Raw genomic sequence first — 16,627 nt, 5'->3', positions numbered from 1 at the left:
CGCCTTTGCACGCGGCGAACCCGTGAACTGGAAGTGACGTTCGATGAGACCCTTGAGCAGCGCTTCGTCGGTTGCGCCGCTGTGCCACAAGCCCTTGTCGACCGTGCGTTCCTGTTCGGCCTGCTGCAGAACCGGATCGAGCGCGACCATCGACTTGTTGCACTTGCCGGCAAACGTGTTGTCCGGGTCGTACACGTAAGCGATACCGCCCGACATGCCAGCCGCGAAGTTACGGCCCGTTTCGCCGAGCACGACAACCGTGCCGCCGGTCATGTATTCGCAACCGTGGTCGCCCGTGCCTTCGACAACCGCCGTCGCACCGGAGTTACGCACGCAGAAACGCTCGCCGGCGACGCCGCGGAAGAACGCTTCGCCTTCGATCGCGCCGTACATCACCGTGTTGCCGCAGATGATGTTCTCTTCCGACTTACCGCGGAAATCGTTGGTCGGACGAATGATGATGCGGCCGCCCGAGAGACCCTTGCCGACGTAGTCGTTACCGTCGCCGACCAGGTCCAGCGTGACGCCTCTTGCGAGGAACGCGCCGAAGCTCTGACCTGCGGTGCCCTTCAACTGGATGTGAATCGTGTCGTCAGGCAGGCCGTCGTGGCCGTACTTCTTCGCGATCGTGCCGGACAGCATCGCGCCGACCGTACGGTTGACATTGCGCACCGGCTGGATGAACGAGACGTGCTCGCCCGTCTCGATCGCGGCCTTCGCCTTCTCGATCAGCACGTGATCCAGCGCTTTCTCGAGACCGTGGTCCTGCACATCGACGTGCTTGCGCGCGACTTCAGCCGATACCTGCGGCTGATAGAACACGCGCGAGAAGTCGAGACCCTTCGCCTTCCAGTGTTCGACGCCCTTCTTCATGTCGAGCAGTTCAGCGTGGCCGATCAGGTCTTCGAACTTGCGGATGCCCAGTTGCGCCATGATTTCGCGCGCTTCTTCCGCAACGAAGAAGAAGAAGTTGACGACGTGTTCCGGCTGACCCTGGAACTTCGCACGCAGCACCGGATCTTGCGTCGCGACGCCGACCGGGCAGGTGTTCAGGTGGCACTTGCGCATCATGATGCAGCCTTCGACGACGAGCGGCGCCGTCGCGAAGCCGAACTCGTCCGCGCCGAGCAGCGCGCCGATCACGACGTCGCGGCCGGTTTTCATCTGACCGTCCGCCTGCACGCGGATGCGGCCGCGCAACTGGTTGAGCACCAGTGTTTGCTGCGTTTCAGCCAGACCCAGTTCCCACGGCGTGCCGGCGTGCTTCACCGACGACAGCGGCGATGCGCCCGTGCCGCCGTCATGGCCGGCGATCACGACGTGATCGGCCTTCGCCTTGGCAACACCAGCAGCCACCGTACCGACGCCCGATTCCGACACCAGCTTCACCGAAATGCTCGCCGCTGAATTAGCGTTCTTCAGGTCGTGAATCAGTTGCGCCAGATCTTCGATCGAGTAGATGTCATGGTGCGGCGGCGGCGAAATCAGGCCGACACCCGGCACCGAGTAACGCAGCTTGCCGATGTATTCCGACACCTTGTGGCCCGGCAGTTGACCGCCTTCGCCCGGCTTTGCACCTTGCGCCATCTTGATCTGGATCTGATCGGCCGACGCGAGATATTCCGCCGTCACGCCGAAACGGCCCGACGCTACCTGCTTGATCTTCGAGCGCAGCGAATCGCCGTCCTTCAGCGGAATGTCGACGATCACTTCATCGCCGATCACCGACTTCATGGTGTCGCCGTTCTTGATCGGAATGCCGCGCAGTTCGTTGCGATAACGGTTCACGTCCTCGCCGCCTTCGCCGGTGTTCGACTTGCCGCCGATGCGGTTCATCGCGACAGCCAACGTGGCGTGGGCTTCGGTCGAGATCGAGCCCAGCGACATGGCGCCGGTAGCGAAACGCTTGACGATATCTTTCGCCGATTCGACTTCGTCGAGCGGGATCGCCTTGGTCGGATCGAACTTGAATTCGAACAGGCCGCGGAACGTCATGTGGCGCTTGGTCTGATCATTGATCAGATGCGCGTATTCCTTGTACGTCTGATACGAGTTGCTGCGCGCCGAGTGCTGCAGCTTGGCGATCGCATCCGGTGTCCACATGTGCTCTTCACCGCGCACGCGGTACGCGTACTCGCCGCCCGCGTCGAGCATGTTCGCGAGCACCGGGTTGTCGCCGAACGCGTCACGATGCAGACGGATCGCTTCTTCCGCGACGTCGAACAGGCCGATGCCGCCGACCTTCGACGAGGTGCCCTTGAAGTACTTCACCACCAGGTCTTCAGCCAGACCGACCGCTTCGAAAATCTGCGCGCCGGTGTAGGACATGTAGGTCGAAATGCCCATTTTCGACATGACCTTCTGCAGGCCCTTGCCGACTGCCTTGGTGAAGTTGTAGACCGCCTTTTCCGGCGACAGGTCACCCTTCAGGCCCGCTGCGAGCTGGCTGAGCGTTTCCATGGCGAGGTACGGGTGCACGGCTTCCGCGCCGTAGCCCGCGAGCAACGCGAAGTGGTGCGTTTCACGTGCCGAGCCGGTTTCCACGACCAGCCCCGCGCTCGTGCGCAGACCATGCTGGACGAGATGCGTGTGGATCGCGGCGGTAGCCAGCAAGGCCGGAATCGCGACGTTGTCGCGGTCGGTCTTGCGGTCCGACACGATCAGCATGTTGTAGCCGGACTTGACCGCATCCACGGCTTCCGCGCACAGCGAAGCCAGACGCGCTTCGATGCCTTCCTTGCCCCAGGCCACCGGATAGCAGATGTTCAGTTCGTACGAGCTGAACTTGCCACCCGTGTACTGATCGATCGCGCGGATCTTCGCGATGTCCCTGAAGTCGAGCACCGGCTGCGACACTTCGAGACGCATCGGCGGGTTGATGTTGTTCGTGTCCAGCAAGTTCGGCTTCGGACCGACGAACGACACCAGCGACATCACCATGTTTTCACGGATCGGGTCGATCGGTGGGTTCGTGACTTGCGCGAACAGCTGCTTGAAGTAGTGATAGAGCGTCTTGTTCTTGTTGGACATGACGGCCAGCGGCGAGTCGTTGCCCATCGAACCGACGGCTTCTTCACCGGCTTGCGCCATCGGCGCCATCAGGAACTTGAGGTCTTCCTGCGTGTAGCCGAACGCCTGCTGCCGATCCAGCAACGCAGCGGGTTCGCGGCGTTCCGTTGCGACGTCTTCGGCCTTCGGCTCGATTTCGTCGAGCTTGATCCGGACCGCGTCGATCCAGCTCTTGTACGGCTTCGCGTTGGCGAGGTTGTCCTTCAGTTCCTTGTCGTCGATGATGCGGCCGTGCTCCATGTCGATCAGAAACATCTTGCCCGGCTGCAGACGCCACTTCTTGACGATCTTCGACTCGGGAATCAGCAACGTGCCCGCTTCCGACGCCATGATGACGAGGTCGTCGTCGGTGACGATGTAGCGCGCCGGACGCAGGCCGTTACGGTCGAGCGTGGCGCCGATCTGACGGCCGTCGGTGAACGCGATGGCGGCGGGGCCGTCCCACGGCTCCATCATCGCGGCATGGTATTCGTAGAACGCGCGGCGGTTGTCGTCCATCAGCGTGTGCTGTTCCCAGGCTTCCGGGATCATCATCATCATTGCGTGGACGAGCGGGTAGCCGGCCATCACCAGCAGTTCGAGACAGTTGTCGAACGAGGCGGTGTCCGATTGGCCCGGATAGATCAGCGGCCACAGCTTGGGCAGATCGTCGCCGAGCACGTGGCTCGCGATCGCGCCAGTACGGGCGTTCAGCCAGTTGACGTTGCCCTTCACCGTGTTGATTTCGCCGTTGTGGGCGATCATGCGGTACGGGTGAGCCAGTTCCCACGCCGGGAACGTGTTGGTCGAGAAGCGTTGGTGCACTAGCGCCAGGGCCGACACCGTGCGCTCGTCCTGCAGGTCGCGGTAATACACGCCAACCTGGCCTGCCAGCAGCAGACCCTTATAGACGACCGTGCGCGCCGACATGGACGGCACGAAGTATTCCTTGCCGTGCTGGAGCTTGAGCGCCTGGATACGGTGGCTCGCGGTCTTGCGGATCACATACAGCTTCCGCTCGAGCGCGTCGGTCACCATGATGTCCTTGCCGCGGCCGATGAAAATCTGGCGGATCAGCGGCTCGCTCGCCTTGACGGTGGGCGAAATCGGCATGGTGTGGTCGACCGGCACGTCGCGCCAGCCCAGCACGACCTGGCCTTCGGCCTTCACCGTGCGTTCCAGTTCCTGTTCGCAGGCGAGACGCGATGCGTGTTCCTTCGGCAGGAAGATCATCCCGACGCCATACTCGCCGTTCGGCGGCAGCACCACACCCTGTTTGGCCATTTCCTCACGATAGAAACCGTCCGGGATCTGGATCAGGATGCCCGCGCCGTCGCCCATCAGCGGATCGGCGCCGACGGCGCCCCGGTGGTCGAGGTTTTCGAGAATCTTCAGGCCTTGCTCGATGATCTCGTGGCTTTTCTTGCCCTTGATATGAGCAACGAAACCGACGCCGCAAGCGTCATGTTCGTTTTGCGGGTCGTACAGACCCTGCGCGGCGGGAACCGGGTGAATCGGTTGCTGGTGGTCGTTCATGGGGACACCGTCTGTGAGGGGCCGGACAGGCCGTTAAACCGTTTTTCTATTGCCGCAGCTCGCACCGCAACCGCGTCGGCGACTCAGCACGCTTGATGCTACGCGTATCAAAAACCGCCGGAATTCGGAATATACGCGACGAATCAATGGAATAGCAAATAAAACGTGATGGTCGATCCCTAATTATCAAGTTGGTGCATCGCACCTATTTTTTATTGGTGCCACATCATAAAAGTGCAAAAGAAAACGGCATGCGAAGATGCCGTTCCGGGCGCCGCCCTTTGATATGAAATGCTTTATTGCGTCTGCGGCGTTTCGCGCACCTTGCGCGGCCGCCCACGCGGCAGCGGCGAAACGCGCCGGTTGGCGGCACGCGCCGCCCATTCGCGGTACGTATCGCTGCCCAGAACCCAGCCTTTCAGGGTGGCCTGCTGAAGCTGACTGGTTTCGCGTTCGTCGAGCGGCTGCTCGCACAGTTCACGGTAAGCGCGCTGCCGTTCGAATGGCGTATTACCGAGCGACCAGTACAACGGGTGGTCGGTAATCAGGCTGTCGAGCGTCAGGCCGATGTGGTGACGATAGCTCGACCAGCGGTAGTCCTCGGGCGCGCTCACGAGCCCGGCTCGCACCGGACACATCTCGACGACCCGGCTCGCGAGCAGGAAGTACCGCTCGCCTTCGATCACCGTGGCACGGTAGCGCCCCTCCCACAAGGTGCCGCGGCGTGCGTATCGCCGGTTGAAGTGCGCAACGTAGCGGCGCCCCACCGCCTGCATCGCCTTCGGCAAGCTCGACTCTTCAGTCGGCGTGACGAGCAGTTGCACAGCGCCAGGCATCAACGCATACGCGTGGATGGATAAGTGATGGTCGCGCGAAGCCGCTTTCAAACAGTCGATGAAAAGCTCGTAGTCCTGGTCGTCGACGAATGCGGGCTGCTGATCGAGTCCACGGAGGATGACGTGCTGCGGCTGGTCAGGGACATAGAGACGTGCAAGCCGTGCCATGCTGGAGTATCCAATAGTCGCGTTGGTACATACCCGAAGGTCCGAAGAACCGTGCGCGCCCGGGGTTCGGCGCAGCGCGGCTAAGCCAGAAACCGCGCGGAGCCTAGGGAGAAAGCTCTAACCGCCGCGTATGGTTTGTTTCAAACGTTGTAGTCATAATGAGCGGGCCTTTTCTGGAGGAGCACATATGAAATTAAAACAGGCCGTAACGGGGATCGCCGCGCTAGCCTGCATGAGCACAGCAGCGCACGCGCAATCGGCCGGCAGCTTTTACGTCACGACAGGCTGGTTCCATCTTGCGCCTCAATCGAGCAGCGAACCGTTGAGAGTGACAAGCATAGGCGGCAGCCCGACCAACATCACCGAACCCAACACCGGCGCATCACTGAGTTCGGCCGATACTATCGGCCTGACTGCCGGCTACTTCATCACCGATCATATCGCCACCGAATTCGTGATCGGCTATCCGCCTTCGTTCGACCTGAACGGCACGGGTAGCCTCGAACAATTCGGCAAGCTCGGTCAGGCAAAACAGTGGAGCCCGACTCTGCTGTTCAAGTACTACTTCAACGCTCCGACCGCCACGTTCCGCCCGTATCTCGGCGTTGGTGTGAGCCGCATCTGGTTCTCCGACGAAAGAATCACCAATAGCGCATTCGAAGCAAACGTCCTGCATGGTCCGACCAGTGTCACTACGGATAGTTCGTGGGAGCCGGTGTTTAATGCGGGTTTCACCTATGCGTTCAACCAGCACTGGTTCGCGGGCGTTTCGATTTCGTACCTGCCGCTCAGCACGACCGCCAAGCTGAACACCGCTGCAAGCACGCCGGTCGGAACGCTGAATGTGCAATCGCAAACCAAGATCAAGCTGAACCCGATCGTTACCTACGTCAACATCGGTTACCGTTTCTAACGCGTCACGAAATTGGGGCCGTTAAGTTAGGGTAGTCGAATTTTCGTGGCTTGGACAACGCTGTCATATATCCAATGGCGGCGTTTTTTATTTTGGGCACGCTTTAGGGGACCGTTCGCGGCGTGCGGAGGCCGGTCACGCAGCCGCAGGCGGGTGTTTGTAAATTTGACCCGTTATCGGGTCGGCCCATGCAATATCTGCTGAGGAATGTGAGTCGACGCCACGGCGCACAGGGGCTGCGCGTTTGGCACCGAAGTTGCATTCCCAAGGTGTTTCCTGCGTGGCAACGTGTGTCTGCGTGGCAGCGTGGGATCTTTTCACCCTCATCGACGGAGCGACCATGACAGCACTTCCGAACACACGAGACGCCCTCGGCGAATCCTGGACCACCACCAGCCGCCGTGCGCGGCGTATCGCCCGTCATAGCCGCCATGCGGCCGAAGATATCGCAGGCGAGCTGCGCCACCTGATGTCGGAACTGGAGTCCACGCTGGCAGACGGGACCCAGGCAGACGCGGTGGCGCTGCGCGGCCAATTGCGCAAGCAGCTCGATACCGCGCGTGGCCGTTTGAACGACACCCGCGAAGCCATGCGGGAACGCGCCGAAGTGGCAATCTCCGACGCCGACGACTACGTGCACGAAAACCCGTGGCAAACGATAGCGATCGTCGGCGGCGTTGCGCTGATAGCCGGTGCGCTGTTCGCGTCGCGGCTGCGCTAGGGGGTTGGTGGCGTTGAGCCGGCGGCACCAAGCGGCGAGACGGGCCGCAGCGCAGGCGCGCCTGGATTGCGGGAATGGGATTGCGCCGGCGTTGGATTTCAGGGTCGGCGCCGGTTTGTGCCGCGCTTATCGAGCAGCAACGCCGGCTGGCGCCACTTTGGTCAGTTCGATCAGTTGTCGTCGATCACGAACAGCCGCTGATACTCCTTCACCGCATACCGATCCGTCATACCCGCGATGTAGTGGGCAATCAGGCGCGGCTGCAGCGACGCGTCAGTGGATTGATAGCTGGGTGGTAACAGCCGCGAGTCTTCCGTGAACGCGTCGAACAGGCCGGCCACCACGCGGCGTGCCTTGTTGGCCATACGCATGACGCGATAGTGGCGATACAGGTTCTTGAATAAAAAGCGCTTGAGCGCCGCCGCCTGCGCGGCGACCGCTTCGCTATGCGCGACCAGCGGTGGCCCGGCGCGCACCGCGTCGACCGAGTCTGGCGCGTGCCGTGCAAGATTGAGCGAGGTCGTATCGATCAGGTCGACGATTAGCGTATTGATAATGCGGCGCACGGTCTCGTGAATCAGCCGGCGCCCTTCGATCTCCGGGAAATCGCCACGCGCCGCCGCGTAGTGCGTCTGCCATAACTCCACTTCGGCAAGCTGCGCGACGGTGAGCAAGCCCGAGCGCAAGCCGTCGTCGACATCATGATTGTTGTACGCGATCTCATCGGCGACATTGGCGATCTGCGCCTCGATGGAAGGCTGCCGCCCGTCCAGAAAACGCTCGCCGAGCGCGCCGAGCCGCCGCGCATTCTCGCGCGAGCAGTGCTTGAGAATGCCTTCCCGCGTTTCGAAGCAGAGGTTCAGGCCATTGAACGCGCCGTAGTGCTCTTCCAGATCGTCGACCACCGCGAGACTTTGCAGGTTGTGCTCGAAGCCGCCATGTTCGCGCATACATTCGTTCAGCGCGTCCTGGCCGGCATGACCGAACGGCGTATGGCCTAGATCGTGCGCAAGCGAAATGGCTTCGACGAGGTCTTCGTTGACCCGCAGATTGCGAGCGACGGAACGGGCGATCTGCGCGACTTCCAGGCTATGGGTGAGTCGCGTGCGAAACAGGTCGCCCTCGTGATTCACGAATACCTGCGTTTTGTATTCAAGTCGGCGGAACGCCGTCGAGTGGACAATGCGGTCGCGATCGCGCTGAAATTCCGTGCGCGCGCTGGGCGCGGCTTCGGGATAGCGGCGACCGCGCGATTGGGAGGAATGTGCTGCATACGGCGCGAGATGCGCTTCGAGTGCGTCCTGCGACGGCACGCCGCTCACGGGCGTGCCTGCCGGGTCATGCTTTACATCGTCGCTGCGCCTGTCAGTCACCGGATTCTCCGAAACATGGGCGGCGCCTCGTGACGCTGGTGCGTGGAGCTCCGCTGCAGTGCCCGGCCGTCACTAGACGGCAGCGGCCAGCGTGGCGTGCACCTCGGCGTCGGGCGCCTGGGTGATCAGCGTCTCACCGAAACGCTTTAGCAGAATGAATTTGATCGCACCGGCTTCCGCCTTCTTGTCGACCCGCATGAGTTCGACGTAACGCGAATCGCCGAGTGCAGGCGCTCGGGTAGGCAGATGCGCGGCAACGATCACGTCGACCAGACGCTTGCGCGCCGCTTCATCGAGATAGCCCATGCGCACCGACAGATCCGCCGCCATTACCATGCCGCAGCCGACCGCCTCGCCGTGCAGCCACTCGCCGTAGCCGAGCCCGGCTTCGATCGCGTGGCCGAAGGTGTGGCCGAAATTGAGGATCGCGCGCAGTCCGCCTTCGCGCTCGTCCTGCGCCACGACCGATGCCTTGATCTCGCACGAGCGCTTGACCGCCTCGGCCAGCACTTCCGGCTCGCAGCGATTGAGCGCCTCGACATTTGCTTCGATCCAGCTGAAGAAACCAGCATCGGCAATCGCGCCGGTTTTGATCACTTCAGCGACGCCCGCGGCCAGTTCGCGCGCCGGCAGCGTGCGCAACGCGCCGATGTCGGCGATCACGGCCTGGGGCTGGTAGAACGCGCCGATCATGTTCTTGCCGAGCGGGTGGTTGATGCCCGTCTTGCCGCCGACCGACGAATCGACCTGCGACAGCAAGGTGGTCGGCACCTGGATGAACGGCACGCCGCGCATGTAGCAGGCCGCGGCAAACCCCGTCATGTCGCCGATCACGCCACCGCCGAGAGCAATCAGCGTGGTCTTGCGATCGGCGCGCGAGCCCAGCAGCGCGTCGAAAATCAGGTTCAGCGTTTCGAGGTTCTTGTACGCTTCACCGTCCGGCAAAACAACCGTGGAGACCTGCTTGCCGAGCGGCGCGAGCGCCGCGCGCAGCTTGTCGCCGTAGAGTGGGTCGACCGTGGTGTTCGTGACGATCGTGACCGAACTGCCTGCGATATGCGGCGCGAACAACGCGGTCTGGCCGATCAGATCGGCACCGATATGGATAGGGTAGGCGCGCTCGCCCAGTTCGACATTGACGGTAATCATACGGTCCATTATGAAGCAGGATGTTTGGCGACGCCGGCCATCTCGAGCTGCATCAGAACCATGTTGACGAGTCCGTTGACCGAAGGCCGGCCCGTTTCGATCACAAAGTGCGCGCATTCCCGATATAGCGGATCGCGTACTTCGTAGAGCGCTTCGAGGCGCGCTTTGGGGTCTTCAGTCTGCAAAAGCGGGCGATTCTTGTCGCGCCGGGTGCGCAGCCACAGATCATGGGGATTGGCGCGCAAATAGATCACCACGCCCCGATTTTGCAGCGCTTCGCGGTTTTCCGGCCGCAGCACCGCGCCACCGCCCGTGGCCAACACGATATTGTCGCGCCCGGTCAGGTCGGAAATCACGTGCGCCTCGCGATCGCGAAAGCCCGCTTCGCCTTCCAGCTCGAAGATCACCGGGATGCGCGCACCTGTGCGCACCTCGATTTCGTGATCGGAATCGAAGAACGGGCGATCGAGACGGCGCGCAATGGCCCGGCCCACGGTGGTTTTGCCTGCCCCCATGAGCCCTACAAAAAATACATTGGCGTGTGCGTCCCGCGCTTGCAACGGTGTCCTCTGGCTAATCCGGTATGGTTCGTGCCGCAGCTTACTGGCAAAGCGGCTGCCTTGTCGAGCCTGCAGGCCGCCGCTGGACAGCGGCGGCAGCGTGCCCCTAATTTGTCTGAACGACGCGCGGCGTGATGAAAACGGCCAGTTCACTGCGCTGATCCCGATGGGCCCGATGGCGAAAAAGCGCGCCCAAAACCGGTATTTTGCCCAGGACCGGCACTCGCGTCACATCGTCCCGGTTGTCGGTCGCGTAAATGCCGCCGATCGACACCGTACCACCATCCTCGACTTCGACACGCGTTTGTACGTGTTTGGTGTTGATCGCGGGCCCGGCGTCGGTCTGCTCGCCGACGCTGTCTTTGGCGACGTCGAGGTCCAGCACCACTCGGCCGTCCGGCATGATTTGCGGCTCGACCTCCAGTTTGAGCGTGGCGCGGCGAAACTGCACACCCGACACGCCCTGCCCGACTTTCGCCTGATAGGGCAGCTCGGTGCCCTGCTCGACGACCGCTTTCATCCGGTCCGCCGTTACGACCCGGGGGCTCGAGACGATTTCGCCGCGGCCTTCGGCTTCCAGCGCGCTCAGCTCGATGTTCAGGAGCCTCGTCGCCCCGGCTGCGAACAAGGTCAGCCCGGCGGTGGCGGCGTCGAAACCGGAAATGGGCCGCGCCGACAGATCGTACACGGCGCCGTCCTTGCCGCCCGTCAAGCCTCGGGCGGTGCCGTCAGCGTTGGCGGCCGCCATGGAAAGCCGCACGCCGAGATTGCGCGAAAAACCATGCTCGCCCTCGACGATACGCGCTTCGATCAATACCTGACGGGTCGGCCGGTCGACGGAGGCAAGCAACGCCGTGATTTGCGCGAGGCGCCCTTCGAGATCCGTGACGAACAGCAGATTGGTGCGCGGATCGGCCGTCGCGGCACCGCGTTTGGACAGCACGCGCTGGTTTCCGGCGCCGGTCAGCAGACGCCGGACATCCTCGGCGCGCGCGTAATGCAGCTCGAACGTGCGGCTTGCGAGCGGCTCAAGATCGGCGGCCCGAGCGTGCGCTTCGAAACGCTGCCGCTCACGCGTGGCCAGATCCGCGATCGGGGCGACCCAGATGACGTTGCCATGGCGCTCCATTGCCAGCCCGTTGACGTCGAGCAAGGTATCGAATGCGGTACGCCACGGCACCTTGTCGAGCCGCAGTGACACGGCGCCGCGGACTCTCTCGCTTGCGACAATGTTCAGTCCGGTGAACTGGGCGAACGCGTTGAGCACCGCGCCGAGTTCGGCGCGCTGGAAGTTAAGCGAGATCGGTTTATCGTCGGCGGCGAGTTTGGCGTCTGCAGGCGTTTTCGGCGCGTCGCTCAGGCGCGCGAGCGGAGGCAGCGGTACCGGCGGCCCTTCGAGCCCGGACGTTCCGGTGATGTCGTCACGCGCCGAGGCTGCCGATTGCCTCCGTAGCGGTACGGAGCCGTCTGCGTCACCGGCGAGGTCGTCGGCGCGTCCGATGTCGGCGGTTGCCGCCGCTCTTGATACGCCGGGCTCGTCGGCGGAATCGTCGCGGAATGGGTTGGGTAATTCGACAGCGATGCCGCGCGGCAGCGGCAGTACATCGTATCGAGCATCGGGCGGCGCAATGGCGTCGTCGAGCGGCATGTATGCGGGCAGTGGCGGCAGCGGTGGGGTCGATGCGTGCGCGATACCGGCGCTTATCGCCATAGCAGCGACCAGGCTGCGGATCGGGCGATGAAGCGCACCGTGAAGCGTGTCGCGGATCGGACTACGAAGCGGGCTGTGAAGCGGGCTGTGTAGCGGGCTGTGTAGCGGACTTTGAAGCGGACTTTGAAGCCGACTTCCACACACGCATCCAAACAGACCACTGCACACACCAACGCCAAAACACACACGAACGCCGACGCGCGACGCAGCGAGACCGAACGGCTTCATCAGCCTCATCAGGACGCCTCCGTCAGTGCCAGCGTGCGAGTCGCGCCGCCGTTAGCCAGCGTGATGCTGAGCGCGTCGAGCCGCGTGACGCGCTCGGTACCGAGTTGCTGGCCCGACACGACAATGGTCGCGCCATCCGGCGTTTCGAGCAAGGCCAACCCGCGTGCACGATCGTGCAGCAAACCGACCAGGCGTAGTTGCGAAGCGTCAGGCTGTGGCTCGCCGGATGCGAGCATCTGCGGAAGCGAGAACGGGTCGAAGAACACGATGTCTTCTTCGTCGTCAGAATCGAGACTATCGTCGGCAAACGCATCCGCAGTAGCAGTTGAAGGCACTGGCCTCAGCGCGCTGAATACATGCAGCGTTGCCCTCACTGCTAACGAAGCGGCATCGCGATTTACCGTCACGTCAACGGGAACGATCAGCACCGGTAGATCCGACAGTCCGCGCAGGAATGCCATCAGGTGTACGAAATCGGTGTGCGCAGTGAGCTGTATAGGACGCATGCTTTCGGCGTCCGAGCCCCTGGCAGCGCCCGGTTCTACGGAAAGCAGCGAGACGCTATTCTGAGCCGCGAGTTCGGACACGATGCGCACGTCGTCCGCGGAGGTCCATGACGCTGGCAATTGTGCGCCCGGCGTGGCGGCAGCTTGCCGGCGCAGCGCGGGCAATTGCGCCAGCGCGCGGCGCGCATCCGCGAGATGTTGCGTGGCCGCCTCCAATGCCGTACGGCTTGCCTCGACCCCGCCGAGATCGGCGACAACCCAGCCGTGCGCACCGAGTCCAAACACCACTGCGGCGATCATCACCGCGACCACCCAACGGCGCCGACGACTCCAGGCCGCGAGCGGCAAACGCACACGCTTCATCCACTGGGAAGAAGAGGGCCGCGCGCTTGTCGCGCCGCCGAACTCGACAAAAGTCGTACTCATTTCGCACCTCCTGATTGTTCAGACTTCACGGGACGTTGTGTCACCAAGCCAGACACACGGGCCGGTTTCTGCGGCGGCGGGTCCCAGCGCAGGTGCGCTCCAAATTCGATAGGGCCGGTAACGCCGGTTGCTGCGACCGCATTGCTGCGGGGCGTCGAGCGATGCAGGTCGCTCACCCCTGCGCCCGTCACGCCGCGGATCGCGCTCAGGCGTTTGAGCCACTCGGCCGACGCGATATGTCCGCGCGAGGTCGCGAGCAACTCTGTCTCGTGCTCACGCTGCCGCAATTGCTGCAGCACCACGCCATCACCAGGTTCGAAACTCAACGCATCCAGCAGATCGCGCAAATGCGTAAGCGGCCCGGACAAGGTCATCGCACGCGCCGCGCCTTTGCGTTGTTCGTCTTGCGCCCGCAGTAACCTGGCGTGCTCCCTGAGCGGCATGGCCAGTTGCGCGAGCGATTGCTCGATCGACGCGCGCTGCGCATCGATCCGAGCCCTTTCGAATGCCTGCCATCCGACTACCGCGAGCACAGCCGCAAAACCGGCGAGCGCGGCGGCAACCCATTCGAGCAGACGCCGCCCACGCGCAAGCCGCGCATTGCGTTGCCTGTACGGCAGCAGATTGAAGCCGCCGAGCCACGGCCGTGCGAGGCGCGCGCCACGCGTAAACGCCCGCGTGTTCGAGCCCGCCGGATCCAAACCGAAACGCAGGCCGCGCATCATTCGAGCACCCCGCGCAGCGCAAGTCCGAATGCGACCGCGGCGGAAGGCTCGTGCAGCAACGGATCGTGCAGTTGACGTGCGAGCCCGCCAAGCGCCGCACATTCGAACGGCAGCACGGTGCAGCCCAACACGTCGGCTATATCCGCAATCGAGAAACCCACGCCGTCGAGCAAATCGACCTCACCGCTCAACAACGCGCAATCGAGTACGGGGCCGTGGACGAGATCGCGCAACGCGTCGGCGAGATCGGTGTGCTCGGGCGCCGGGTAGCGCATTTCACCGACCAGGCAGTCGTCGACGATGCGCCAGCCGTACACGCCGTCCGCGCCGATCCACAGCGCAACGTATGGCTCGTGCGGATCGAGTTCGTGGCTCGCCGCGTAACGCATTGCGCGCAAAGCCGCATGCGGCTCGCCGTCGATCGCGGTGAGCGAGATACCGGCAGTCGCCGCGCATTCGATACGCGCTTCGAGATGCTGGCGTGCGGTTGCGGCAATCGTCACCGAACGAATCGGTGAACGCGTTTCGTCGACGAACCAGTCGACAGCCAATGCATGTCGCTCGAGGCCGGCTATACGCTCGACTTCGCTCATCACCGCCGGCTCGAGTTCGGCGAGCTCATGGCCGCCGTCGTCCGCACAACCGCTCAGCGCGGCGAGCTGTGTAAGCGGCACGGTGGTTGTCAGCGTGGCCGAGGCGGGCAGCGCCATCGCGCATCGCAATGCCTGCGTCGCACACGCGTGCGGCAGGCCGGCAAATGCGTCGCGCAACGCACGCGCCACCGCATGCCGGTCGGCGATCTCCCTGCCGGCCATCGCACTGGCGCCAAGCGGCACAGTGCACACGTATTCGATATGCAGCGCGGTACGTGTGCGCGAATGCTGACTCACCACGACCAGACGCACCGCCTGCGAACCCACATCGATTCCCGCAGCAAAACGCTGCGCACCGAGTTGCACACCTTGAAGCCACGAATTTTTGAACGTCATCACGCCCTCCCTCAGACTCACGCGGCGAACTATTCGAACGCGAGTAACGAGGGAGAATTGTGCGTAGCCGCGCCGCCGCGCGACACTCAGCCGAATGGCTAACGTTGAGCGACGTGCGCCCCGCACGCCACCAAAGCGTCTACAGTGAAGTCATTCCTGCGCGGCACGGCGATTTGTCAAGAACTGTCAGTAAGCATGCCGAAAGCTGAAAAGCGAGACGGCTATAATCGCGGGACTGTTTTTTGGTGCCCATATGCAATCAACGTCTCCTACGTCCCAGCCGCCTGCGCCGCAGAAGCGCAAACGCCCCTTGTGGCTCAAGCTCATCATCGGCTTTGTGGGTCTTATCGTCGCAGGCATCCTGTGCGTGCTGCTGGTGCTCGGTTATGCGCTGGTGGTAGCAACGCCGAACCTGCCGTCGCTCGACGCGCTGACCGACTACCGCCCGAAGGTGCCGTTGCGCATCTATACGGCCGACCACGTGCTGATTGGCGAATTCGGTGAAGAGCGGCGCGACATCGTCCATATCCAGGACGTGCCCGACAGCCTGAAGAAAGCCGTGCTGGCAATCGAAGACGCGCGTTTCTACGATCACGGCGGCGTCGACCTCACAGGCATTGCACGAGCCGGCTTTGTCGCACTGACCAATGGCCACGCCACGCAAGGCGCCAGCACGATCACCATGCAGGTGGCGCGCAACTTCTTCCTTTCAAGTGAGAAGACCTACACACGTAAGATTTACGAGATGCTGCTCGCGTACAAGATCGAATCGAAGCTGACGAAAGATCAGATTCTCGAGGTGTACATGAATCAGATCTATCTCGGCCAGCGCGCGTATGGCTTCGCAAGCGCGGCGCGGGTGTACTTCGGGAAAGATCTGAAGGATTTGACGCTGGCGGAATCGGCCATGCTGGCGGGCCTGCCGAAGGCGCCGTCCGCGTATAACCCGGTGGTCAATCCAAAGCGCGCGAAGATCCGTCAGGAGTACATCCTGCAGCGCATGTACGAATTGCACTACATCACTCAGGAACAGTACGAGGAAGCAAGCAAGCAGGCGCTGGTCGTCAAGGGCGCGGGCAAGGAGTTCAGCGTGCACGCGGAATACGTCGCGGAAATGGTCCGGCAGATGATGTACGCGCAGTATCGCGAAGAGGCGTACACGCGCGGCCTGAACGTCGTGACCACGATCGACTCGGCCGATCAGGACGTCGCTTACCGGGCGCTGCGCAAAGGTCTGATGGACTACGAACGGCGCCACGGCTATCGCGGCCCGGAAGCGTTCATCGATTTGCCGTCCGATGCGGACGACCGCGAACAGGCCATCGACGACGCGCTGCTCGAGCATCCCGACAACGGCGAACTCATTGCCGCGGTGGTGACGGCGGCGAGCCCGAAGCAGGTGCAAGCCACCTTCATCGACGGCAACGTCGCGACCATTCAGGGCGACGGCCTGCGCTTCGCGCAGTTCGCGCTCGGCACGCGCGCGCAGCCGAATCAACGCGTGCGGCCCGGCGCGATCATTCGCCTCGTGAAGGATGACGGCGGCAACTGGTCGATCACCCAGTTGCCGCAAGTGGAAGGCGCGTTCGTTTCGGTAGTGCCGCAAGATGGCGCGATTCGCGCGCTGGTCGGTGGTTTCGACTTCAACAAGAACAAGTTCAACCATGTGACCCAGGCGTGGCGTCAGCCGGGTTCGAGCTTCAAGCCGTTCATCTATTCTGCATCGCTTGAAAAGGGG

12 protein-coding genes are annotated in these 16,627 nt (G+C 62.9%); 3 read left to right on the top strand and 9 right to left on the bottom strand.

What is annotated here, in order from left to right; translation table 11 throughout:
• Positions 1 to 4,584, bottom strand: a 4,584-nt coding sequence (locus VFE81_RS05025; protein ID WP_325043541.1) for a glutamate synthase-related protein, incomplete at its 3' end; no start/stop codon positions are given.
• A 296-nt stretch (positions 4,585 to 4,880) separates the two neighbouring features.
• Complete coding sequence (locus VFE81_RS05020) at positions 4,881 to 5,588, bottom strand: transposase (protein WP_325043540.1); 708 nt, start codon at positions 5,586 to 5,588, stop codon at positions 4,881 to 4,883.
• A 187-nt stretch (positions 5,589 to 5,775) separates the two neighbouring features.
• On the opposite strand from VFE81_RS05020, the gene VFE81_RS05015 reads away from it, so the two are divergent.
• Together VFE81_RS05015 and VFE81_RS05010 are read left to right on the top strand one after the other, a co-directional pair.
• On the top strand, positions 5,776 to 6,501 hold the full coding sequence (locus tag VFE81_RS05015; RefSeq protein ID WP_325043539.1) for an OmpW/AlkL family protein: 726 nt from the start codon (positions 5,776 to 5,778) through the stop codon (positions 6,499 to 6,501).
• Between the two features lie 340 nt (positions 6,502 to 6,841).
• Positions 6,842 to 7,222 (top strand): DUF883 family protein, encoded by a 381-nt coding sequence (locus tag VFE81_RS05010; RefSeq protein ID WP_325043538.1) that lies wholly within the window; start codon positions 6,842 to 6,844, stop codon positions 7,220 to 7,222.
• A 170-nt stretch (positions 7,223 to 7,392) separates the two neighbouring features.
• On the opposite strand, the gene VFE81_RS05005 is transcribed toward VFE81_RS05010, so the two are convergent.
• From VFE81_RS05005 to pilM, 7 genes are all read right to left on the bottom strand, one after another.
• The gene (locus tag VFE81_RS05005) at positions 7,393 to 8,544 is read right to left on the bottom strand and encodes a deoxyguanosinetriphosphate triphosphohydrolase (protein ID WP_325043542.1); all 1,152 of its coding nucleotides are present in this window, start codon (positions 8,542 to 8,544) and stop codon (positions 7,393 to 7,395) included.
• Between the two features lie 123 nt (positions 8,545 to 8,667).
• Positions 8,668 to 9,753, bottom strand: coding sequence for a 3-dehydroquinate synthase (aroB, locus tag VFE81_RS05000; RefSeq protein WP_325043537.1), 1,086 nt, complete (start codon positions 9,751 to 9,753; stop codon positions 8,668 to 8,670).
• Positions 9,753 to 10,304, bottom strand: a complete 552-nt coding sequence (locus tag VFE81_RS04995; protein WP_325043536.1) for a shikimate kinase — start codon at positions 10,302 to 10,304, stop codon at positions 9,753 to 9,755. The genes aroB and VFE81_RS04995 overlap by 1 nt, the downstream gene beginning before the upstream one ends.
• Positions 10,305 to 10,410: 106 nt before the next feature.
• Complete coding sequence (gene pilQ / locus VFE81_RS04990) at positions 10,411 to 12,015, bottom strand: type IV pilus secretin PilQ (RefSeq protein WP_325043535.1); 1,605 nt, start codon at positions 12,013 to 12,015, stop codon at positions 10,411 to 10,413.
• Positions 12,016 to 12,251: 236 nt separating this feature from the next.
• On the bottom strand, positions 12,252 to 13,175 hold the full coding sequence (gene pilO / locus VFE81_RS04985) for a type 4a pilus biogenesis protein PilO (protein ID WP_325043534.1): 924 nt from the start codon (positions 13,173 to 13,175) through the stop codon (positions 12,252 to 12,254).
• A complete protein-coding gene (locus VFE81_RS04980) occupies positions 13,172 to 13,897 on the bottom strand; it encodes a fimbrial assembly protein (RefSeq protein WP_414695548.1) in 726 nt (241 codons plus the stop codon). Before VFE81_RS04980 ends, pilO begins: the two co-directional genes overlap by 4 nt.
• Entirely contained in the window at positions 13,897 to 14,889 is a 993-nt protein-coding gene (gene pilM, locus VFE81_RS04975) for a type IV pilus biogenesis protein PilM (protein WP_325043532.1), read from the bottom strand. The genes VFE81_RS04980 and pilM overlap by 1 nt, the downstream gene beginning before the upstream one ends.
• A 253-nt stretch (positions 14,890 to 15,142) precedes the next feature.
• Between pilM and VFE81_RS04970 the strand changes: the two genes are divergently transcribed.
• A partial coding sequence (locus VFE81_RS04970) for a penicillin-binding protein 1A (protein WP_325043531.1) occupies positions 15,143 to 16,627 on the top strand: 1,485 nt, incomplete at its 3' end.

It is taken from the genome of Paraburkholderia sp. (assembly GCF_035656215.1).
Lineage (GTDB): Bacteria > Pseudomonadota > Gammaproteobacteria > Burkholderiales > Burkholderiaceae > Paraburkholderia.
This window is presented reverse-complemented; position numbering and strand designations above follow the sequence as displayed.